Source organism: Streptomyces sp. T12 (genome assembly GCF_028736035.1).
Lineage (GTDB): Bacteria > Actinomycetota > Actinomycetes > Streptomycetales > Streptomycetaceae > Streptomyces.
The window spans coordinates 2,861,370-2,882,368 of the sequence record NZ_CP117866.1 but is presented as its reverse complement, the minus strand read 5'-3'; the positions used below and the strand labels follow the sequence as shown (position 1 = coordinate 2,882,368).

General features: G+C 71.6%; 18 protein-coding genes. 7 read left to right on the top strand and 11 right to left on the bottom strand.

Features of this window, described 5'->3' with window-relative positions:
• The first annotated feature begins 9 nt into the window (after positions 1 to 9).
• From PBV52_RS12780 to PBV52_RS12770, 3 genes are read left to right on the top strand one after another with little or no spacing between them, the layout of a single operon-like run.
• Entirely contained in the window at positions 10 to 1,083 is a 1,074-nt protein-coding gene (locus tag PBV52_RS12780) for an exo-alpha-sialidase (protein ID WP_274238464.1), read from the top strand.
• A gap of 52 nt (positions 1,084 to 1,135) precedes the next feature.
• Positions 1,136 to 1,861, top strand: a complete 726-nt coding sequence (npdG, locus tag PBV52_RS12775; protein WP_274238463.1) for an NADPH-dependent F420 reductase — start codon at positions 1,136 to 1,138, stop codon at positions 1,859 to 1,861.
• 53 nt (positions 1,862 to 1,914) lie between these two features.
• Positions 1,915 to 2,112 (top strand): hypothetical protein, encoded by a 198-nt coding sequence (locus tag PBV52_RS12770; protein WP_274238462.1) that lies wholly within the window; start codon positions 1,915 to 1,917, stop codon positions 2,110 to 2,112.
• Here the strand turns inward: PBV52_RS12770 and PBV52_RS12765 are convergent.
• Positions 2,102 to 2,902 (bottom strand): site-2 protease family protein, encoded by an 801-nt coding sequence (locus PBV52_RS12765; protein ID WP_274238461.1) that lies wholly within the window; start codon positions 2,900 to 2,902, stop codon positions 2,102 to 2,104. The two genes, PBV52_RS12770 and PBV52_RS12765, sit on opposite strands and share 11 nt — an antisense overlap.
• A gap of 115 nt (positions 2,903 to 3,017) precedes the next feature.
• Between PBV52_RS12765 and PBV52_RS12760 the strand changes: the two genes are divergently transcribed.
• Both PBV52_RS12760 and PBV52_RS12755 read left to right on the top strand, forming a co-directional pair.
• Positions 3,018 to 3,677 carry a DUF6578 domain-containing protein gene (locus PBV52_RS12760; protein WP_274238460.1) on the top strand — a complete coding sequence of 220 codons (660 nt, stop codon included), beginning with the start codon at positions 3,018 to 3,020 and terminating at the stop codon, positions 3,675 to 3,677.
• A gap of 67 nt (positions 3,678 to 3,744) precedes the next feature.
• Entirely contained in the window at positions 3,745 to 7,431 is a 3,687-nt protein-coding gene (locus PBV52_RS12755) for a BTAD domain-containing putative transcriptional regulator (RefSeq protein WP_274238459.1), read from the top strand.
• 41 nt (positions 7,432 to 7,472) lie between these two features.
• Here the strand turns inward: PBV52_RS12755 and PBV52_RS12750 are convergent, their stop codons facing one another.
• The 6 genes from PBV52_RS12750 to PBV52_RS12725 all read right to left on the bottom strand — a co-directional run bounded on the left by PBV52_RS12750 (position 7,473) and on the right by PBV52_RS12725 (position 14,375).
• Entirely contained in the window at positions 7,473 to 8,297 is an 825-nt protein-coding gene (locus tag PBV52_RS12750) for an ABC transporter permease (protein WP_274238458.1), read from the bottom strand.
• Positions 8,294 to 9,319: an ATP-binding cassette domain-containing protein gene (locus tag PBV52_RS12745; RefSeq protein WP_274238457.1), complete on the bottom strand. Its 1,026-nt coding sequence runs from the start codon at positions 9,317 to 9,319 to the stop codon at positions 8,294 to 8,296. The genes PBV52_RS12750 and PBV52_RS12745 overlap by 4 nt, the downstream gene beginning before the upstream one ends.
• A gap of 161 nt (positions 9,320 to 9,480) precedes the next feature.
• Positions 9,481 to 10,704, bottom strand: a complete 1,224-nt coding sequence (locus PBV52_RS12740; protein ID WP_274238456.1) for an MFS transporter — start codon at positions 10,702 to 10,704, stop codon at positions 9,481 to 9,483.
• 103 nt (positions 10,705 to 10,807) lie between these two features.
• On the bottom strand, positions 10,808 to 11,866 hold the full coding sequence (locus tag PBV52_RS12735) for an endonuclease/exonuclease/phosphatase family protein (RefSeq protein WP_274238455.1): 1,059 nt from the start codon (positions 11,864 to 11,866) through the stop codon (positions 10,808 to 10,810).
• Positions 11,867 to 12,054: 188 nt separating this feature from the next.
• A complete protein-coding gene (locus PBV52_RS12730; RefSeq protein WP_274238454.1) occupies positions 12,055 to 12,684 on the bottom strand; it encodes a TetR/AcrR family transcriptional regulator in 630 nt (209 codons plus the stop codon).
• 101 nt (positions 12,685 to 12,785) lie between these two features.
• On the bottom strand, positions 12,786 to 14,375 hold the full coding sequence (locus PBV52_RS12725) for an MFS transporter (RefSeq protein ID WP_274238453.1): 1,590 nt from the start codon (positions 14,373 to 14,375) through the stop codon (positions 12,786 to 12,788).
• 218 nt (positions 14,376 to 14,593) lie between these two features.
• Between PBV52_RS12725 and panB the strand changes: the two genes are divergently transcribed.
• Complete coding sequence (panB, locus tag PBV52_RS12720; protein ID WP_274238452.1) at positions 14,594 to 15,469, top strand: 3-methyl-2-oxobutanoate hydroxymethyltransferase; 876 nt, start codon at positions 14,594 to 14,596, stop codon at positions 15,467 to 15,469.
• Between the two features lie 102 nt (positions 15,470 to 15,571).
• On the opposite strand, the gene PBV52_RS12715 is transcribed toward panB, so the two are convergent.
• The 3 genes from PBV52_RS12715 to PBV52_RS12705 form a co-directional block, all read right to left on the bottom strand.
• The gene (locus tag PBV52_RS12715; protein ID WP_274238451.1) at positions 15,572 to 17,515 is read right to left on the bottom strand and encodes a protease pro-enzyme activation domain-containing protein; all 1,944 of its coding nucleotides are present in this window, start codon (positions 17,513 to 17,515) and stop codon (positions 15,572 to 15,574) included.
• A gap of 145 nt (positions 17,516 to 17,660) precedes the next feature.
• Positions 17,661 to 18,284, bottom strand: a complete 624-nt coding sequence (locus PBV52_RS12710; RefSeq protein ID WP_274238450.1) for a DUF305 domain-containing protein — start codon at positions 18,282 to 18,284, stop codon at positions 17,661 to 17,663.
• Positions 18,281 to 18,943, bottom strand: a complete 663-nt coding sequence (locus tag PBV52_RS12705) for a DUF3105 domain-containing protein (RefSeq protein ID WP_274238449.1) — start codon at positions 18,941 to 18,943, stop codon at positions 18,281 to 18,283. Before PBV52_RS12705 ends, PBV52_RS12710 begins: the two co-directional genes overlap by 4 nt.
• 190 nt (positions 18,944 to 19,133) lie before the next feature.
• Between PBV52_RS12705 and PBV52_RS12700 the strand changes: the two genes are divergently transcribed.
• On the top strand, positions 19,134 to 19,568 hold the full coding sequence (locus PBV52_RS12700) for an Rrf2 family transcriptional regulator (RefSeq protein WP_274238448.1): 435 nt from the start codon (positions 19,134 to 19,136) through the stop codon (positions 19,566 to 19,568).
• Between the two features lie 33 nt (positions 19,569 to 19,601).
• Here PBV52_RS12700 and PBV52_RS12695 read toward each other — a convergent pair whose 3' ends face one another.
• A complete protein-coding gene (locus PBV52_RS12695; RefSeq protein WP_274238447.1) occupies positions 19,602 to 20,810 on the bottom strand; it encodes a globin domain-containing protein in 1,209 nt (402 codons plus the stop codon).
• Positions 20,811 to 20,999 lie beyond the last annotated feature (189 nt).

Here is a 20,999-nt window from a genome sequence, read left to right as displayed (position 1 = left end):
GGAGCCGCCATGACAGAGACCAGCGTCCCCTTCCGGGCCGGCCGCGAGGGCTACGCGAGTTTCCGCATCCCGGCCGTCGTCGCCACGTCCACCGGCACGCTCCTCGCCTTCTGCGAGGGCCGGGTCGACTCCGCCGCCGACCATGGGCACATCGACATCGTGCTCAAGCGGTCGAGGGACGGCGGGCGCACCTGGGGCCCGCTCGCGGTGGTCGCCGACAACAACTGGCACCTCGCCGGCAACCCGGCCCCCGTCGTCCTCGACACCGGCCGCATCCTGCTCGTCTACATCCGCAACCACGCCACCGCCACCGAGGCCGCCATCCTGCGCGGCGAGGTGAGCGACGCCGACGGCCGCCGGATCTGGGTGCGGTACAGCGACGACGACGGCGTCACGTGGTCGAGTTCGAAGGAGATCACCGCACAGGTGAAGCGGCCGGAGTGGCGCTGGTACGCCACCACGCCCGGCCATGCGATCCAGCTGAGCACCGGCCGGGTGGTCGTCCCCGCCAACCACACGATCCCGCCCACCGGCGACGACATCGGCACGGAGGCCAGGTACAACAGCGGTCACTGCCTGCTCAGCGACGACCGGGGCACCACCTGGCGCATCGGCTACGTCGACGAGAACACCGACGGCTACGTCAACGTCAACGAGACCACCGCCGCCGAACTCCCCGACGGCCGCGTCTACTTCAACACCCGCAACGACTCCCCGTCCCCCGGCAACCGCGCCGACGCCCACTCCGAGGACGGCGGCACCACCCTGGTGAAGCCCTTCCGTCCCCAGGCCGGTCTGACCGCCCCCATCTGCGAGGGCAGCGTCCTGCAGCTCCGCGACCCCGACGTGCTCCTCTTCTCGGGCCCCGCCGATCCCGCCGCCCGCGCCCTGATGACCGTCCGGGCATCCACCGACCACGGCGTCACCTGGCGGTCCGCGCACACGGTGAACGGTCTGCCCGCCGCGTACTCGGATCTCGTACGGGTCGACGACGCGACGGTCGGACTCCTCTACGAGACCGGCGACTTCGGCCCGTACGAGACCATCACCTTCCGGCGGGTGCCCGTGACGGACCTCACCTGAGCCGTGGGGGCGGGCGGGGGAGCCGTCAGTTCGGCCCACGTAAAGTCGGCCCATGACCTCTACCGACAGTGCACAGCAGCCCACCGACGCTCCCGCGAAGGCCCCGGCCAAGGACCCCTGGGACCTGCCCGACGTCTCCGGGCTCGTCGTCGGCGTGCTCGGCGGGACCGGGCCGCAGGGCAAGGGCCTCGCCTACCGGCTCGCCAAGGCCGGGCAGAAGGTGATCATCGGCTCGCGGGCGGCCGACCGCGCCCGGTCCGCCGCCGACGAGCTCGGGCACGGTGTCGAGGGCGCCGACAACGCCGAGTGCGCGCGGCGCAGCGACATCGTGATCGTCGCCGTGCCGTGGGAGGGCCACGGCAAGACGCTGGAGTCCTTGCGCGAGGAGCTGGCCGGCAAGCTGGTCGTCGACTGCGTCAACCCGCTCGGCTTCGACAAGAAGGGCGCCTACGCGCTGAAGCCGGAGGAGGGCAGTGCCGCCGAGCAGGCCGCCGCCCTGCTGCCTGAGTCCCGGGTGACAGCGGCCTTCCACCACCTGTCGGCGGTGCTGCTCCAGGACCCGGAGATCGACGAGATCGACACCGATGTGATGGTGCTCGGGGAGGTACGGGCGGACGTGGAGATCGTCCAGGCGCTGGCCGGCCGTATCCCCGGCATGCGCGGCGTCTTCGCGGGGCGGCTGCGAGGCGCCCACCAGGTGGAGTCGCTGGTCGCGAACCTGATCTCGGTGAACCGGCGCTACAAGGCGCATGCGGGACTCCGCGTCACGGACGTGTGAGGGATGGGGGACACTGGTCGCCGTAGCAGTGTCCCCCGAAGGAGCCGACCGAAATGCCCCGCCTTGGTGTCTACACCCTGATCGTCTGTCTGCTGGCCGTGGCCGCGGCCGTGATCTCCTTCGCGCAGGGCAGCTGGCTGGGGATCGTGTGGGTGCTGCTGGCCGGGCTGTCGTCGAACATGACCTGGTACTACATCAAGCGCGCCAAGGACGAGCGGCGGGACGGGCGGCGGGGCTCCGTCACGAGCTGATCGAGCAGTACTCGCTCGTGCCCTGCCAGAAGCGGTAGAGGTCCTGGCCGCAGTAGCGCTCCAGGCCGTGGACACCCAGGTTGTCCAGCAGCGTGTAGATCACCTGGAAGAACTCGCGGTTCACCGCGGGGAGCATGAGCACCACGAACACGAGCAGCAGGCCGAACGGGGCGAACGGCTCCACCTGGCGCTTGATGTTGTGCGACAGCCAGGGCTCGATCACGCCGTAGCCGTCCAGGCCCGGGACCGGCAGGAAGTTCAGGATCGCGGCCGTGACCTGGAGCAGGGCGAGGAAGGCGAGCGCGAACCGGAAGTCCCGGGGGACGCCGTCGAGCGCGTCCAGCCAGAACGGGGCGGTGCACACGAGCGCGAAGAGGACGTTCGTCAGCGGGCCTGCCGCCGAGATCAGACTGTGCCGCCAGCGCCCCCGGATCCGGCCGCGCTCGATGAAGACGGCACCGCCGGGGAGTCCGATGCCGCCCATGATCACGAAGACGACCGGGATCACGATGCTGAGCAGCGCGTGCGTGTACTTCAGAGGGTTGAGGGTCAGATAGCCCTTCGCGCCGATCGAGGTGTCGCCGCTGTGCAGGGCGGTACGCGCGTGTGCGTACTCGTGCAGGCACAGGGACACGATCCAGGCGGCGGTCACGAACAGGAACACGGCGAGGCCGGGCTGCTCGGCGAAGCCGGTCCAGGTGGCCCAGCCCGTCACCGCCGTGACGGCCAGGATCCCGACGAAGACGGGGCTGATCCGCCGGTCGCTGGGGCGGGTGATCGCGGTGGTCATGAGGAAGGGCTCCTGTGGGACGACGGGCGTACGGGGCGTCGGGCCTGCCCGACCGTACCGGGCGTAGGGGGAAAACGTCTCGCGGTGGGGTGGTGGTTCCGGGGAGGGTGGGGGCATGGGGCTTTGGCATGTGTTCTACGCGGACTGGCAGATGGAGTGTTGCGGTAAGCCGTTCAAGGTGGGGGACGAGGTGAGCTGGCCGCTGCTGTTGCAGTCCAGCGACGACGCCCTCGGCGGCGGCTGGCACGACCAGCTCACCAAGGTCACCGGTCCGGTGGAGGAGGGCACGGTGCGGGTCCTGCGGGAGGAGAGCGGGCTCGTGGTGGCCCTGCACCGGCATCCGGTCGACATGGTCGCGAAGGAGGATCTGGGCGGCGTGCGGCCGGGGGACCGGCTGCGCGTGGTCGGCCTCCTCACGGCCGAGTTCCACGGCGACCCCCACCTGCCCGAGACACGGGGCCGGGTACGGGCGATCCAGGTCCTTCGGCAGGGCTACGCCGAGATGGCGCCGGGTTCGCTCACGCGGGAGCCGGTCCCCGGGGACCGGTCGCTGCGGTCGGTGTGGAAGTGCCCGAAGTGGTTCGCGGACGCCGACGCGGGCGTGCTGGTGACCCTGGAGGTACCGGGCACGGACTCCTGGCTGTCACACGCGGTGCGCGAGGCCAGGGGCCTTCCGCACGAGGGCACGGCACCGGGCGCGGAGGTGACGGGCCTGGCGCCGGCCGCGCTGGCGGAGCTGCTTCAGACCCTGAGCACGGTCCCGAAACGGGGCTGAAGCCCCCGTCCGCTGCTCGCGCGCCGCGCCACGCAACCCTGTGACCGTCCCGAACCGACCGGAGACAATGGACCCCGTGCGCTATCGCATCCTCGGCACCACCCAGGTACTCCGCCCCGACGGCACCCCCGTTCCGGTGGGCGGGGCGCGACTGCGTGCCCTGCTGACCGTGCTGGCGTTGCGGGGCGGGCGGACCGTGCCCGCGAGTCTGCTGGTCGGCGAGGTGTGGGACGGGGATCCGCCCGCCGACGCCACGGGCGCACTGCAGGCGCTGGTCGGACGCTTGCGGCGGGCCCTCGGGGCGGGCGCGATCGTCTCGTCGGAGGGCGGGTACAGCCTCGCCGCCGCGCCCGACGACATCGACCTGCACCGGTTCGAGCGGCTGACCGGGGAGGGCACGCGCGCGTTGGCCGACGGCGACCCCGCCAAGGCCGCCGTCGTCCTCGACGACGCCCTCGCCCTGTGGCACGGCCCCGCCCTCGCCGACCTCCCCGACCGCACCGCCGAGGCGGCCCGCCAGGAGACCCGGCGCCTGGACGCGCTGCGCGCCCGCCACACCGCCGCCCTCGTCCTCGGCCACGCCGAACAGTCCCTGCCCGAGCTGACCGCCCTGTGCGACACCCACCCCCTGGACGAGCCCCTCCAGGCCCTGCGCCTGCGCGCCCTGCGCGACGCCGGCCGCACGGCGGAGGCACTGGCCGCCTACGAAGACGTACGCCGACTCCTGGCGGACCGGCTGGGCTCCGACCCGGGGCCGGAACTGCGCTCACTGCACGGAGAGTTGCTCCACCCGACGGAGCGCACGCACGGGGCCGGCACCGACCGCCCGCGCAGACGCGACGGATTCAGCTCCACCCACGACGCGATACGCACCACCCCTGGCAGCCACGCACCCCGGCCACCCGGCACCGCCGATGCGGAGGCCGACGGAGGCGAGCGGGGGCCCGGTTCCCCGACCAGCCCCGGCGTTCCCACGCACCCCGCTGCCGGCGCCGCGCCCACGCCCGGCGACCAGCACACCCCCGGTTCCCCGACCAGCCCCGGCGTCCCAGCCCACCCCGCTGCTCACACCACGCCCGCGCCCGACCGCGCCCGCACCCCCGAGGCCGCGACGGACCCCGGCATTCCCCCCGCCCCCGGCCTCACCGCCCGCACGGACCCCACCTCCGAGTCGCCCGGCACCCCCCGACCCACCGCCACCGCCACCGCCACCGCCTCCACCCTCACCCCCACTTCGCCCCCGCCCCCACCCACCGGCAACCTCCGCGCCCGCCTCACCTCCTTCGTCGGCCGGAAACCGGACATCGAAGCCATCCGGGGCGACCTCTCCACCGCCCGGCTCGTCACCCTGCTCGGCCCCGGCGGTGCCGGGAAGACGCGGCTGTCGCAGGAGGCCGCCGAGAGTGTGCGCGACGGTGCCCCGGACGGGGTGTGGCTGGCCGAACTCGCGCCGGTCGACGACCCCGAGGCCGTACCGGAGGCCGTGCTCACCGCTCTCGGCGCCCGTGAGACCGTGCTGTACGGCGCCGGCGCCGAGGCCATGCGGGCCGCGTCCGACCGGTACGGCGACCCCGTCGAGCGGCTCGCCGAGCACTGCGGCAAGCTGCGCATGCTGCTGATCCTCGACAACTGCGAGCACGTCGTCGAGGCCGCCGCCCGGCTCGTGGAGGAGCTGCTGGAGCGCTGCCCGCAGCTGACGGTGCTCGCCACCAGTCGTGAACCCCTCGGCGTACCGGGGGAGTTGCTGCGGCCCGTGGACCCGCTGCCTGAGCCGTTCGCGCTGCGGCTGCTCGCCGACCGGGGCGCCGCGGCCAGGCCGGGCTTCCGGGTCGCCGATGATCCGGAGGCGTGCGCGGAGATCTGCCGGCGGCTCGACGGGCTGCCCCTGGCCATCGAGCTCGCCGCCGCCCGCCTCCGTATGTTGACGCCACGTCAGATCGCTGACCGGCTCGACGACCGCTTCCGGCTCCTCACCTCGGGCAGCCGTACCGTGCTGCCCCGCCAGCAGACCCTGCGGGCGGTCGTGGACTGGTCCTGGGAGCTGCTGGACGAGGGCGAACGGGAGGTGCTGCGGCGGCTGTCCGTGTTCGCCGGCGGGTGCGATCTCGCCGCCGCCGAGGCCGTGTGCGGGCCCGTCGCGCTGGAGGCGCTCGGCTCGCTCGTGGACAAGTCCCTGGTGGTGGCCGCCCCTTCGGGGGACGGGGGCATGCGCTACCGGCTGCTGGAGACCGTCGCCGAGTACGCCGGCGAGCGGCTCGACGAGACCGGCCGGCGTGCCGAGGCGGCGCGCGCGCATCTGACGCACTACCGCGAACTCGCCCGCACCACCGAACCGTTGCTGCGCGGCTCCGGCCAGCTCGCCGCCATCCAGCGGCTCGAGCGCGAGAGCGAGAACATCCGCGCCGCCCTGCACCACGCCATCGCCGTACGCGACGAGCAGGAGGCGATGTGCCTGGTGCTGTCGATGGCCTGGTACTGGCAGATGCGCGACCAGCGCATCGTCGCCCGCAACTGGTCCCGCGAGGTCCATGACCTCGGCCCCGACCCCTTCGCCGAGCCCGTCCGGCCCGCCGCCCCGCTGTGGGAGCGCTGCACGGCCACGCCGCCGCCCTGGACCGGCGAGGTCCTCGCGGAGGCCCGGCGCGGCGTCCATCTGGTCCATCTGGCCTGCATGGACACCGAATTGGACCGCTGGCAGGCGCCCGAGGGGCAGCGGAAACTGCGCGCCGTCGGCGAGGCGTACCGGCCCGGACTCCCGCAGGGATGCCGGTTCCCCGGCTCCCTCTGGTTCTACGCCGTCCTGCTCACCGGGGACATCGCACGGGTGCGGACGATCGTCGACGCCGCTGTGGACACCTGTCGCGGCGTGCCCGGATACGACTGGGACCTCGCCGCCGCCCTCCATATGCGGGCCAATCTGCTCGCCAACCGCACCGAGTGGGCGGGCGACGCCACCCGAGACGCCGACGAGGCGCTTGCCATCTACGGCCGCCTCGGCGATCTGTGGGGCACCGCGGAGGCGTTCGCCGCGCGCGCCGAGGGGCGTGAGCGCAGGGGCGACTACCGTGCGGCCGCCGCCGACTACGAGGCGGCGATGGAGCACGCCGAAGGTCTCGGCGCCCGCGCCCAGATGGGCGTGCTCAGGGCCCGGCTCGGCAGCGTCCTGATCGAGGCGGGCGAGGCCGAGCGGGGAGAGCGCCTGCTGCGCGAGGTCATCGACCAGGCGGCCGGCCCGAACGACCAGTCGATGCCCTTCGCCCGGCTGATCCTGGCCGGCCGGCTCGGCATGAGCGACCGGATCCCCGAGGCGCGTGAGCAACTCCGGCTGCTGCGCGAGCAGTTCAAGATCGCCCACTTCGTCATCTTCGACGCCTTCATCCTCGGTGCGGAGGCCTGGCTGGACGCGGCCGACGGCCGCTACCCGCAGTCCCTGGACCGGATCAGGCGGGCGCTGGAACGCGCCGAGGACCCGCTGTCCGAGGCCATCGCCCCGCAGATGCGCTCGGCGTATCTGACCACCGCCGCGTACGCCCTCGCCGGCATCGACGGCGGCGGCCGGGCCCACGACGCCGCCCGCTGCCTCGGCGCCGCAGCCGCGCTGTTGCCACTCCGGCACGTCCCGACGTCCCAGGAGCGCGAGGTGTACGAACGGGCCGTGCAGCGCACGCGCGCGGCGCTCGGCGACGCGGCGTACGAGGCGGCGTACGCGGAGGGCGGCGGCCTCTCCGCCCGGGAGGCCGCCGCCCTGATCTGACGACACCGACTCCGACGCACACCGGGGCGGAGCCGGATACGTCAGCTCTTCGTCCGGAACTTGTGGATCGCGATCGGCGCCATCACCGCAGTGATCGCCACCGACCAGCCCAGCGTCACCCACAGGTCGTGCGCGACCGGCCCGCCCACCATCAGTCCGCGCGCGGCGTCGGCGAGCGTGGACAGCGGGTTGTAGTCGGTGAAGGCCTGCAGCCAGCCCGGCATCGACGTGGTCGGCGCGAAGATCGACGAGCCGAACTGGAGCGGGAACAGCACCAGGAAGCCCATCGCCTGCACGGACTGCGCGTTCTTCATGATCACGCCCAGGGTGAGGAACACCCACATGATCGACGAGGCGAACGCCGTGGACAGGGCCACGGTGGCGAAGAGCCCGGGCCAGTTGGTGATGTCGAACCCGACCGCCACGGAGACGATCATCAGCACGGTGGTCGCGAACAGCATCCGCAGCAGCTCCACCGAGATCTTCGCGAACAGCACCGAGCCGCGCCCGATCGGCAGGGACCGGAAGCGGTCCATGACACCGGAGTTGAAGTCCTGGCTGAAGCCGGTGCCGACGCCCTGGGACAGCGTCATGCTCATCATCGCGATCATGCCGGGGATCACGTACTGCACGTACTGGTCCTGCCCGCCACCCAGCGCCTGCCCGATCGAGCCGCCGAAGACGAACACGAACAGCAGGGTGAAGATGACCGGCATCAGCAGCGCGTCGGCCATCGACTCCGGGTCCTGGCGGATCCACAGCAGATTGCGGCGGACGAGGGCGCCGGTGTGCCGCAGATGCCCGCGCAGCGAAATGCGGGCGTCGTCGGTGGTCGCGGCGGTGGGAAGAGTGGTGGCGGCGCTCATACGGCGACCTCCTCGCGGTCGTCGGTGGGCACGGTGTCCTGCGGGGCACTGGCGCGGTGGCCGGTGAGGGAGAGGAACACCTCGTCCAGGCTGGGCAGTTCGGTGCTGATGGAGCCGAGCGTGATGCCGCGGGCGGTCACGGCGCCGACGACGGCGGTCAGCTGCTCGTCGCTGAGGATCGGCACGAGCAGGGTGCCGCTGTCGGTGTCCACGGTCGTGGTCGCGAGCCCGGTGATGCCGAGATCGTCGAGATAGCCGGCGAGCGGGCGCAGCTGCAGCGCGTCGACCGGCCGGATCCGCAGGGTCCGTCCGCCGACCTTGGCCTTCAGCTCCTCGATCCCCCCGCCCGCGATGACCTTGCCCCGGTCGACGACGGTCAGCTCGGAGGCGAGCTGCTCGGCCTCCTCCATGTACTGGGTGGTCAGCAGTACGGTCACACCGTCCCCGACCATGGCCTTGACCTCGTCCCACACCTCGTTGCGGGTGCGGGGGTCGAGCCCCGTGGTCGGCTCGTCGAGGAACAGCACGGCCGGCCGCCCGATCATGGAGGCCGCCAGGTCGAGCCGCCGCCGCATACCGCCGGAGTACGTGCTCGCGGGCCGCTTGGCGGCCTCGGTCAGCGAGAACCGCTCCAGCAGTTCGTCGGCACGCGCGCGTGCGTCCTTGCGGGGCAGGTCCAGGAGCCGCCCGATGAGATAGAGGTTCTCCCACCCGGGGAGCTTCTCGTCGACGGAGGCGTACTGCCCGGTCAGTCCGATCACCCGGCGCAGCTGCCGAGGCTGCCGTACGACGTCGTATCCGACGACGGTGGCCTGCCCGGCGTCGGGTGCCAGCAGTGTGGACAGGATCCGCACGAGGGTCGTCTTGCCGGCCCCGTTCGGCCCGAGCACTCCCATGACGGTGCCCTCGCGGACGTCCAGGTCCACACCGTCCAGAGCCTTGGTCTCGCCGTAGTGCTTGACCAACCCCCGCACAGAGACGGCGGTGCTCACGCCGCTCGGCTTCTTGTCGATTCGCGTCATGGGGATGACGGTGTCAGGGCGCACCGACAAACGACCGACAGATCACCGACAGGGCCGACAGATCACCGACAGGCCCCACGGATCACCGACAGGACGTGCAGGTTCAGACGAAGGGGCGCCCGGTGATACCGGGCGCCCCTTCGCCGTAGGTCTCGCAGAGCTCAGTACCGGACCGTCTCGGCCTGCTGCGGAACATGCCCCGCGACCACGCGCTCCCGACCGGCCCGCGGAGCGACCCGGCGCCGGTCCACCGCGTACGCGGCCCCCGCGACGCCGAGCCCGAGCACGGCCAGTGCCGCGCCGGCCAGGGCCGGGGACGTCACGCCGAAGCCGGCCGCGAGGGCGAGGCCGCCGATCCAGGCGCCGCCCGCGTTGGCGAGGTTGAAGGCCGCCTGGTTGGCGGAGGAGGCGAGGGACGGGGCCGACGACGCCTTCTCCATCACCATCAGGTTGAGCGGGGAGCCGGTCACGAACGCCGCCATGCCGAGCAGCGTCACCGCCAGGGCCGCGCTCCACGCCGTGGACATCAGCAGCGGGAACAGGGCCAGCACCGCGGCCAGGGAGAGCAGGCCGCCGAACAGGGTCTTGCGCATCGAGTGGTCCGCCAGACGTCCGCCCAGCAGGTTGCCGATGGTCGCGCCCACGCCGAACAGCGCCAGCAGCAGCGTCACGCTGGCGTCGGCGTACCCGGCGGAGTCGGTCAGCATCGGCGTGACGTAGCTGTACGCGGCGAAGAGCGCGCCGAAGCCCGCGACCGTCGTGCCGAGGGCGAGCCACACCGGCAGGGAGCGCAGAGCCGCCAGCTCACCGCGCAGACCGACGGGCTGAGCGGCGTCCGTCTCGGCGCGCGGGATCAGCAGCGCCAGCGACGCCATGGCCGCCAGACCGATCGTGCTCACACCGAGGAAGGTCGCCCGCCAGCCCAGGTGCTGTCCCATCAGGGTGGCCACCGGCACGCCGGCGACATTGGCCACCGTCAGGCCCAGGAACATCAGCGACACGGAGCGGGCCTTGCGCTCCGGCGCGACCATGTTCGTCGCCACGACCGCGCCGACGCCGAAGAAGGCGCCGTGCGGCAGTCCGCTCAGGAAGCGGGCGGCCACCAGCCAGTGGTAGTCGGGGGCGAAGGCGGACAGCGCGTTGCCCGCGACGAACAGGGCCATCAGGCCGATCAGGACGGTACGGCGCGGCATGCGTGCCGCGACCGCCGCCAGCAGCGGGGCGCCGATCACGACGCCGAGCGCGTACGCCGAGACCAGATGCCCGGCGGTGGGGATGGATATGTGCAGGTCGTTCGCGACTTCGGGCAGGAGGCCCATCATCACGAACTCGGTGGTACCGATGCCGAAGGCGCCGACGGCGAGGGCGAGCAGGGCCAGGGGCATGAAAGCAGCCGTGCCTTTCGAGGGATCGAGGGTGAGAGCAGTTCCGGACGAAGCTTATGTTCATCGTCGGAACAAAGGCTCTCAGCCCCAGTATTCCCTCTGGTTACGAGGACGTGTCGACCTTCACACGAGCGGCCACCGGGAGGTGGTCACTCCCCGTCTCCGGCAGCGTCCACGAGCTCTCCGGCTCCAGGCCCTTCACCATGATCTGGTCGATCCGCGCCATCGGGAACGACGCCGGCCAGCTGAACCCGAACCCGCTGCCCGCCGCGCCCTGCGTGGAGCGCATCTGGGCGGTGACGGCGTTGAGCGCGCGGTCGTTCATCGTGCCGTTCAGGTCGCCGAGCAGGATCACCTTCTGCAACTGCTCGTGGGCGATGGCCTCGCCCAGCGCGTTGGCGCTCTTGTCGCGCTGCCGGGCGGTGAACCCGGCCTCCACCTTCACCCGCACCGACGGCAGGTGGGCGACGTACACCGCGACCTGCCCGGACGGCGTCGTCACCGCGGCCCGCATGGCACGGACCCAGCCCAGCTTGATGTCGACCGGCTTGACGCCGCTCAGCGGGTACTTGCTCCACAACCCGACGGTGCCCTGCACCGAGTGGTACCTGTACGTCGAGGCCAGCGCCTTCTCGTACGTCGGGACCGCGCCGGCCGTCAGCTCCTCCAGGGCCACCACGTCCGCGCCGGACGCGGCCACGTCGCGGGCGGTGCCGGACGGATCGGCGTTGTCCGCGTTGACGTTGTGCGTGGCCACCGTGAGGTCGCCGCCTGCGCCAGTCCGGTCGACGAGGAGGCCGCCGAAGAGGTTCAGCCACACGATCGCCGGGAGCAGCACGGCGATGAGCGCGGTCGCGGACTTGCGGACCAGGGCCAGCAGGAGCAGCACCGGGACGAACAGGCCCAGCCAGGGCAGGAACGTCTCGGTCAGGCTGCCGAGGTTGCCGACCACGTTCGGGATCTGCGCGTGCAGCAGCATCACCAGGGCGAGCATCACCGCGAGGGCGGCCACCACGATGCCGCGCTGCCAGATGCGCGGGTCGCCGCGCCAGCCGGCCACCAGGCCCTTCAAGCGGTTCGTCAGGCGCCGAAGCCCAGATTCCCGGCGCTCGGGCCCCGAGCCGCCGTTGTCCGTCTCCGTCACGTACGCCTGCTGCGCCATACCGTCGCCTCACTACCTGCCGTGCACACCGTCGTCCCCCCGCGCCCAAAGAAACCCTAGGGGATGATCGGCCTCGTTCCTGCCGTACTCATGACGGCCGTACGGGGGCGAGGACGTACAAGTCACCTTCACGAGTTCCGGCTACGGCGAGGGAAAGCGCGCTCTGTGACGAAACGCGCACATGCGATCTACGGGGTGCGTGAACTGACGGGCCGTAGACCTTCGAGCACGGCGTCGACCATCTGCTCCGCCAGTCCCTGCGGAAGGTCCGCGTCCGGGCGCATGACGGCACGCACGAGCATCGGGCCGAAGATCATGTCGTTCATCACGTCGACGTCGATGTCCGTGCGCAGCTCGCCCCTCTCCTGCCCGCGGCGCAGGATCTCGTGCTGTTTCCTGCGCCGCGGCTCGACGACGATCGCGTGATAGGCGTCCCAGATCTTCGGACTGCTCTTCATCTGGGCGATGACGTTGTGCAGGAGCACCGACGAACGGGTCATCAGACCGCGCCTGCGCAACTGCTCAAGAAGCGTCACGAGGTCGTCGCGCACGGAGGTGCCGGGCAGTTCGGGGTCCGGGGGTTCGGCGGCCCGCACGACGTCGACGAAGAGCTCCTCCTTGCCGCTCCAGCGGCGGTAGATGGTGGCCTTGCCGACGCCGGCGGTGCGCGCGATGCGCTCGATGGACAGCTCCGCGAGCGGCACGCCGTCCTCCAGCAGCTTGATGACGCCCTCGATGATGGACCGCTCCACGGACTCGCTGCGGGGGCGGCCCCGGGCGGGGCCGTCCTGCCGGGGCTGGCTGTCGGCGAGGGGCACTTGGGTCGGTCCTTTCGATGGGCTGTGCTGATTCTCCCTGGTGTACGGCGGTGTACGGCGACGGCGGGTACGAAGCGTGTCGGCGTGTGCCCACTGCGCTCCTACTCCGCGGCCGCCAACTCCCGCTCCGTCTCTCCCTCCTGAGGCGCCGTCGGCCGCCCCGGCAGGAACAGCGCCACGACCACCGCGCCGAGCACCGCGACGCCGGCACCCCACAGCGCGGTGACGTGCATGGCGTGCAGGAAGGCGTCGTGGGCCGGTCCGACGAGTGCCTCGCCCCGCGCGCCGAGCCGGTCGGCGACGCCGAGGGTGGCCTCGATGGACTCGCCCGCCGTGTGCCGTACGCCCTCCGGCAGCACCGTGAGCCGGTCCTCGATGCCGCTGCGGTACGCGGTCGACAGGACCGAGCCCAGTACGGCGATGCCGAGCGCGCCGCCGACCTGGCGGAAGGTGTTGCTGAGGGCGGAGGCGGAGCCGGCCTTCTCGCGGGGCATGGCCTGCATGATGACCACGCTGATCGGGGTCATGATGTGCGCCATGGCGGCGCCCATCAGGAAGAACACCACCTCCAGGAGCCAGATCGGCGTGTCCGCCTCGAACGTGGCGAACGCGGCCAGGGTGGCGGCGATGAGCAGCATGGCCCCGGTGGTGGTGGCCCGGTTGCCGAACCGGTCGACGACGAGCCGGGCGCGTGGCGCGAAGATCATCTGGGCGGCGGCGAGCGGCAGCATCAGCAGGCCGGTCTGCAGGGGCGAGTAGCCGCGCACGCTCTGGGTGTAGAAGACCGAGAAGAAGGTCACGCCCATCAGGGCGAAGAAGACCAGCGCGATGACGCCGATCGCGGCCGAGAAGACCTTGTTCTTGAAGTACGTGACGTCGATGGACGGATGGTCGCTGCGCTTCTCGAACACGACGAAGGCGACGAGGACGGCGAGTCCGGCGGCGATCGTCGCGAGGACCGTGGCGTCGGTGAAGTCGGCGAGCTGGCCGCCCTTGATGATGCCGTAGACGAGCAGGACCAGGCCGACGACGGAGAGCACCACGCCGATGGGGTCGATGCGGCCGGGCTTCGGATCACGGGAGTCCGGGACCAGCCACAGCATCAGCGCGAGCGCGAGCAGCACGATCGGCACGTTGATGAGGAAGACCGAGCCCCACCAGAAGTGGTCGAGGAGGACACCGCCGGTGATCGGGCCGATGGCGATGGCGAGTCCGACGCCGCCCGCCCAGATGCCGATGGCCTTGGGCTGCTCGTCGCGCTCGAAGACGTTCATCAGGACGGCGAGGGTGGCCGGCATGACGAAGGCGGCACCGAGGCCCATCACCGCGCGGAAGGCGATGAGCTCGCCGGGCGAGCCGGAGAACGCGGCGAGGGCGGAGCCGACGCCGAAGACCGCGAGGCCGCCGAGCAGGACCTTCTTGCGGCCGAGCCGGTCGCCCAGGATGCCCGCGCTGAACAGGAGGCCGGCGAAGACGAGGGTGTAGGCGTTGATCGCCCACTCCAGCTCGCTCTGGGTGGCGCCCAGGCCGGTCGGGGCCGGGGTCGAGATGGTCTTGATGGCGACGTTCAGGATCGAGTTGTCGAGGACGACGATCAGCAGGCTCAGCATCAGCACGCCGAGGATCGCCCAGCGGCGCCGGTGCACGGCTTCCGGTATGCGGGGGCCGGTGTCAGGGGCGAGTGAAGTCATGCCGTCGAGCGTAGGCGATTTACGATACGGCACCGTCTCGTATCGAAAGTTTTTGCCGAGACCTTACGCGGGGCGAACGCCAGGGCGACTCGCGGGGCGGAACTCACACGGGGTGATCCAAACGACAGGGCCTAGCCCTCCCTGGCACGAAGTGCCACCATGGAGGGGATCCGGGGACGCCGTCAGGGCGCCTCGAGATGACAGAAGGAGCCGTTGCAATGACGCAGCTTTCGGCTGCCCAGACGCCTCAGGCGAAGCCCTCCGACGGCAGCAAGGCGCTGTACGGGGGGAAGGGCACCCGCCGCATCACTGTCCGGGACATCGCCCTCGCCAAGGAGCGGGGCGAGAAGTGGCCCATGCTCACCGCCTACGACGCGATGACCGCGTCCGTCTTCGACGAGGCCGGCATCCCGGTCATGCTCGTCGGCGACTCGGCGGGCAACTGCCACCTCGGCTACGACACCACGGTGCCCGTCACGCTCGACGAGATGACCATGCTGTCGGCGGCCGTCGTACGAGGCACCTCGCGCGCCCTGATCGTCGGCGACCTGCCCTTCGGCTCGTACCAGGAGGGCCCGGTGCAGGCGCTGCGCTCGGCGACCCGGCTGGTCAAGGAGGCGGGCGTCGGCGCCGTGAAGCTGGAGGGCGGCGAGCGCTCCCACGACCAGATCCGGCTGCTGGTCGAGTCCGGCATCCCGGTCATGGCCCACATCGGCCTGACCCCCCAGTCCGTCAACGCCATGGGCTACCGCGTCCAGGGCCGCGGCGAGGAGGCCGCCCAGCAGCTGCTGCGCGACGCGAAGTCCGTCCAGGACGCGGGCGCGTTCGCGGTCGTCCTGGAACTGGTCCCGGCGGAGCTCGCGGCCGAGGTCACCCGCGTCCTGCACATCCCGACGGTCGGCATCGGCGCCGGAGCCGAGACGGACGCGCAGGTCCTGGTCTGGACGGACATGCTGGGTCTGACCGGCGGCCGCGTCCCGAAGTTCGTGAAGCAGTACGCCAACCTCCGCGAGGTCATGGGCAACGCGGCCAAGGCGTTCGCGGAGGACGTGGTCGGCGGAACGTTCCCGCTGGAGGAGCACTCCGTGCACTGAGCCCGGCCGGGCTCGGAACCCCCTGAACCACTGCGGCACCAAAAGCGCCCCGCCGATCTTCCCCCGTCGGCGGGGCGCCTCTTTGTGCGGCCGAGCCGGTGGTCAGCGGCGGCGGTACGACTCCACGTAGCCGCTCGCCGGCGTGCCCACGCCCGTCACGTCGTCGTAGCCCTTCACGGCCTGCAGGGAGCTGTCCTTGCCCAGGCTGCGTACCGATGTGGTCAGGCCGTCCGTCGCGTCATAGCCGTTGACGAAGTCGACGCGTGCCACCGCGAGCCCGGATCCCGTCGGGTTGTCCGTGACGTCGTGGTAGGCCTTCGAGCCGTACCGCGCGTAGATCGACGGGTTGGCGAAACCGATCGGCTTCCCGCCGCGCGCCTCCTGCGCCAGGGCCTGGACGGCCGCGATCACCGGCGCGGCGAGCGAGGTGCCGCCGAGGCGGTACTCGTCGTAGGCCTGCGTCCTGCCGTCCGGCATGGTCTGCGTCTGGCCCACCAGGAACCCGGTGTTCGGGTCGGCGATCGCCGCGATGTCCGGGACGACGCGGTTGCCGGCGGCGTCGTTGGCCTTGGCCAGCGCGTCCGGCACGACGCCCTGCTGCCAGTACGGCTCGGCAACCGTCCTGCTGGTGCCGCCGCCCGCGCCGGAGTTGAAGGCGCCGGGGAAGTCGACCCAGCTCTTGCCGTCGCCCGACAGAACCGCCTTTTCCGTGCCCCAGCCGGTCTCCCACAGGTACTTGTCACCCTTGCCGACCGCCAGCGAGGTGCCGCCGACCGCCGTCACCCACGCCGAACTCGCCGGGATGTCGACCTGCTTGGTCCCGCTGCTCGCGACCTCGTCGCCGTCGTCGCCGGAGGAGTAGTAGAAGCCGATCCCCTCGACCGCGCCGAACTGGAAGACCTGGTCGTAGGCGGCCGCGAGGTCCGGCGTCTGGGCTGCCTCCACCTCGCCCCAGGAGTTGGAGACGACGTCGGCGAGATGGTTGTCGACGATCTTGCTGAGCGAGTCCAGCAGGTCCTCGTCGTAGCAGGAGGCGGCGCCCACGTACGTGATCTGCGCGCCGGGCGCGACCGCGTGCACGGCCTCGACGTCGAGGGTCTCCTCGCCGTACCAGCCGGCCGCCGAGCACTCGTCGGTTCGCGTGTACTTCGCGGGCAGGACCTGGCGCAACTGGCCGCTGGTGTAGGCCGCGTCGCCGTTCCGCTTCGCGTAGGTGGCCGCGTCGAAGGCGATGGTCGGGGAGGCGTACGCGTCGGTGATGGCGATGCGCACGCCCTTGCCGGTGCGCGTGCCGGCGCCGTACGCCGCGCGCAGCTGCTTGCCGGTGTAGCCCTTGACGGCGTACGGGATCTTCGTGCCGTACGCGTCCGGCAGCGTGCTCGCCACGTTCGAGCCGTGGTACGTCGAGAACGGCCCGGCGTTGCGGAACACGGTCTCCGGCGGCGGGAGCTGGTCCTGGTGGCTCGCCAGGTGCGGCGCGTTGTCCAGGCCCGTGACGGTCAGCACGGCGTCCTTCACGCTGTCGGGCACCGAGGCGGCCGTCGTGGGAGCGCGGTAAGTCCTCGCACCCTTGGTGTAGTTGTGCAGCTGCGTGCCGAACGCCTTCTCCGCGGCGGCCACATCGCCGGTGACGGCGACGTAGTGCTGCGTGACGCCCGTGACCTTCAGGCCCGCCGACGTCAACCAGCCCTTGACTGCCGCGACTTGGGCCTTCGTCGCGCCGAAGCGGGCCTGGGCCTGGTCGGCGCTCAGGTACTTGCCGTACGACGCCGAGCCCGGGTCCGACACGGCCTTCGCCCATGCGGCGAGACCGGCCGCGTCCCGGCCCCGGAGGTAGACGCGGGCGGAGACCTCGGCACGGTCCGAGGCCGAGCCCCGGTCGGCCTTGGCCGTGGCCCAGGCGGGCTTGGTGCCGGAGAGCGTGTCCCGGCCCTGCTGGTCCGCGGCGTGCGCCGCGGGTATGCCGAGCGCCAGCGCGCCGGTGAGCAGAGGCAGTGTCGCCGCCATGCTCACCGAGGCGCGCAGCGCGGCGCGTCGATATCTCATGGAACCCCCTGTGCGGTTCGTGTGTGCGAGTGGATCACCCGACGGTGGCCACTTAAGCGACGAACCGTTCACGCCAGGTCCATGCCCGGCCCAAGAAGGTCCCAACTAACCTAATGACAAAGCCATTTCACGAGCAGCCCAGGCGCTACGACCGCGGCTTCGCGCCCCGCTCCTTCAGCATGTCCGTCATCAGGTCGATCTCCGACTGCTGCGCGTCCACCATGCCCTGCGCGAGCCGCTTCTCCACGCCGACCGTGCACTTGTCGACACAGCCCTCGGCCATGTGGATGCCGCCCTTGTGATGGTCCGTCATCAGCTGGAGATAGAAGATCTCCGCCTGCTTGCCACTGAGGCCGTCGAGCTTCTTCATCTCCGTGTTGGTCGCCATGCCCGGCATCAGCGCGCCGTCCTTGCCGGAGGCCATGTCACCCATGCCCATCCAGGTCATCGGCGCGTCCGACGACACCTTCGGCAACCCCCACAGGTCCAGCCAGCCCAGCAGCATGCCGCGCTGGTTGGCCTGCGTCTGAGCGATGTCGTACGCGAGCCGCCGTACCTCTTCGTCCTTCGTGCGGTCGCGCACGATGTACGACATCTCCACGGCCTGCTGGTGGTGCACCGCCATGTCCCGCGCGAACCCGGCGTCCGCCGAGCCGGCGCTCGGCGTACTGCTCGAACCACCGTCCTCGGCGACCGCGTAGGTGATCGCGCCGGCCGCGACGAGCACTGCCGCCGCGGTTCCCGCTGTCCAGCCGACGTGCTGCCTCACTCCGACAGACCGCCTGTGCACGCCGCGCCGGGCTCGGGCGTCTGCTTGCCCTGGACGTACGTCTCGAAGAACTTGTTCACGTTCGGGTCGCTCGCGCTGGTCACCGTGCGCTGGTGGCCCCACGCGGTGAGCATGATCGGGTCCTTCTGCTTGTCGTCCGGGCTCATCAGCGTGTACGGCGTCTGCTTCACCTTCGCCGCCAGCGCCTCGACGTCGGCCTTGGACGCCTTGGAGGTGTACGTCACCCACACCGCGCCGTGCTCCAGCGAGTGCACGGCGTGCTCGTTCTTGAGCTCCTTGGTGTAGACGTCGCCGTTGCAGTTCATCCACACCTGGTTGTGGTCGCCGCCGACCGGGGGCTCCGAGGAGTACTTCACGCTCTTGGCGACGTGGGTGCGGCCCAGCTTCCCTTCCCAGGTCCGCACGCCGTCCTTGCCGGTCACGAACTTGCCGGTGGTCGTGGAGTCGGCCGCCGTGTCGCTCTTGTCGGACTGCGACCGGACGAGCACGACACCGCCGACGACGAGACCGGCGACGATCACCACGCTGGCCGCGATCGTGAGGATGCGGTTGCGGCGCTCACGGGCCTGCTCGGCACGCCGCATCTCCTCTATTCGCGCCTTGCGCGAAGCGCTGCTCTTGTTCTTGGCGGAGCCCATGAGGTGTGGTCCTTCTGGGGAAAGGGACGGTCGGGTCCGCTGATCGTAATGGGGCGGGTGTGCCCCTTCGTAGAGAGGGCACAGGAAAGTCCGGATCGGGACCACCCGTCCGACCGGCCGACAGCCGGCGGGCTGGGAGGCTGCGCCGGATATTTTGAACGGCGGATGCGCATTATCTACGCTGCCTCACATGCGGCTGTTGCGCTCCACCGACCTGGCACTGCGCCTCCTCATGCGGCTCGCCGTCCTGGGGGAGGCCACGCCGACGACCCGCGAGGTCGCGGCGGACATGGAGGTGCCGTACACGCACGCCGCCAAGGTCGTCGCCGAGTTGCAGCACATGGGCCTGGTGGACGCCCGCCGGGGCCGCGGCGGCGGGCTCACGCTCAGCGACAAGGGCCGTACCGCGTCGGTCGGCGCGGTCGTGCGCGCCTTCGAGGGGGACGGCGACGTCGTGGAGTGCGAGGGCGACCACCCCTGCCCGCTGCACTCCGGGTGCCGGCTGCGCGGCGCGCTGCGGCGGGCCCAGGAGGCCTTCTTCGCCTCGCTGGACCCGCTGACGGTGGCCGACGTGACCGCGGACCCCACCGGGCCGCTGCTGTTGCAGATCGGCCGCGTGCCCTGAGGCCCGGCCGCGTGCCCTGAGACCCGGCTCGGCTCAGCCCGCCTGCGCCAGCCACAGGTCCGGCCCGAACACCTCGTAGTGGATGTCGGCCGGGGCCACGCCCTGCTCGATCAGCTGCGTGCGCACCGCCCGCATGAAGGGCAGCGGACCGCACAGGTACGCGCGCGTGCCCTTCGGTACGGCGATGCCGGTGAGGTCGACCAGGCCGGTGCGGTGGGAGGCGTCGGTGTCGTCGGCGTCCGTCTCGTACCAGAAGTGGACCGACGCGTCAGGCAGCTTCCCGGCGTACGCCTCGTGGTCGGCGCGCAGGGCGTGGTCGGCGGGGGAGCGGTCGCCGTGCACGACGACCACGCGGCCCTCGTGCCCGGTGTCCGCGAGCTGACCCAGCATGGCGACCATCGGGGTCACGCCGATGCCGGCGGAGGCGAGGAGCAGCGGGGCGTCGGTGCCCGCGAGGATGAGGTCGCCGTACGGCGCCGACAGACGCAGCCGGTCGCCGACGTGCACGCGTGCGTGGAGGTGGTTCGAGACCTCGCCGTCGGGAGACGTGCCGCCGCGAGCCGTAGCGCCCTGCACCCGCTTCACGCTGATCTGGCGCAGGGGCGAGCCGGGCGCGGCGGACAGGCTGTACTGGCGTATCTGACGGGCCCCGTCCGGCAGCTCGATCTGGACGGAGACGTACTGCCCGGCCCGGAAGTCCGGCACCGGACCGCCGTCGGCCGGGCGCAGCCGGAAGGTGGCCACGTCGGCGGTCTCCTCGACGCGTGCGACGACCTCCCACTCCCGCCGTCCGCCCCCGTCGCGCTCCTCGTACAGCCGCTTCTCGATCGCGATCAGCGCGTTCGCCATCAGCCAGTAGACCTCGTCCCAGGCGGTCGCGACCTCGGGCGTGACGGCCTCGCCGAGCACGTCGGCGATGGCGGCGAAGAGGTGCTCGTGGACGAGGGCGTACTGCTCCGCCGTGACGCCCAGGGAGGCGTGCTTGTGGGCGATGCGGCCCAGCATCGCGTCGGGCCGCTCGTCGGGGTGGTCCACGAGGTACGTCGCGAACGCGGCGATCGACCCCGCCAGGGCCTGCCGCTGGGTGCCGGCCGCCTGGTTGCCGCGGTTGAACAGGTCGCGCAGCAGCTCGGGGCGGGCGGCGAACAGCCCGGCGTAGAAGCGCTCGGTGATCTCACCGATGGCCCCGCCGACGACGGGGAGGGTGGCGCGCACGGTGGCGGCGGACTGCTCGGACAGCATCGGATCTCCTCAGGTTCGACCGGGCGTGACCGGTCGCGGTCGGGGGCGGTACGGGGGCGACCGCCCACCCTCATTAAAACTTGCATCCAAGATGCAAATTAAAGTGGGGTGGGTCCTGTGGGGCCGGGCATTACGGATGTCGGTCCGAGCAGGCAAGATGGGCGGCAGAGCAGTTCACCGGGCACCATG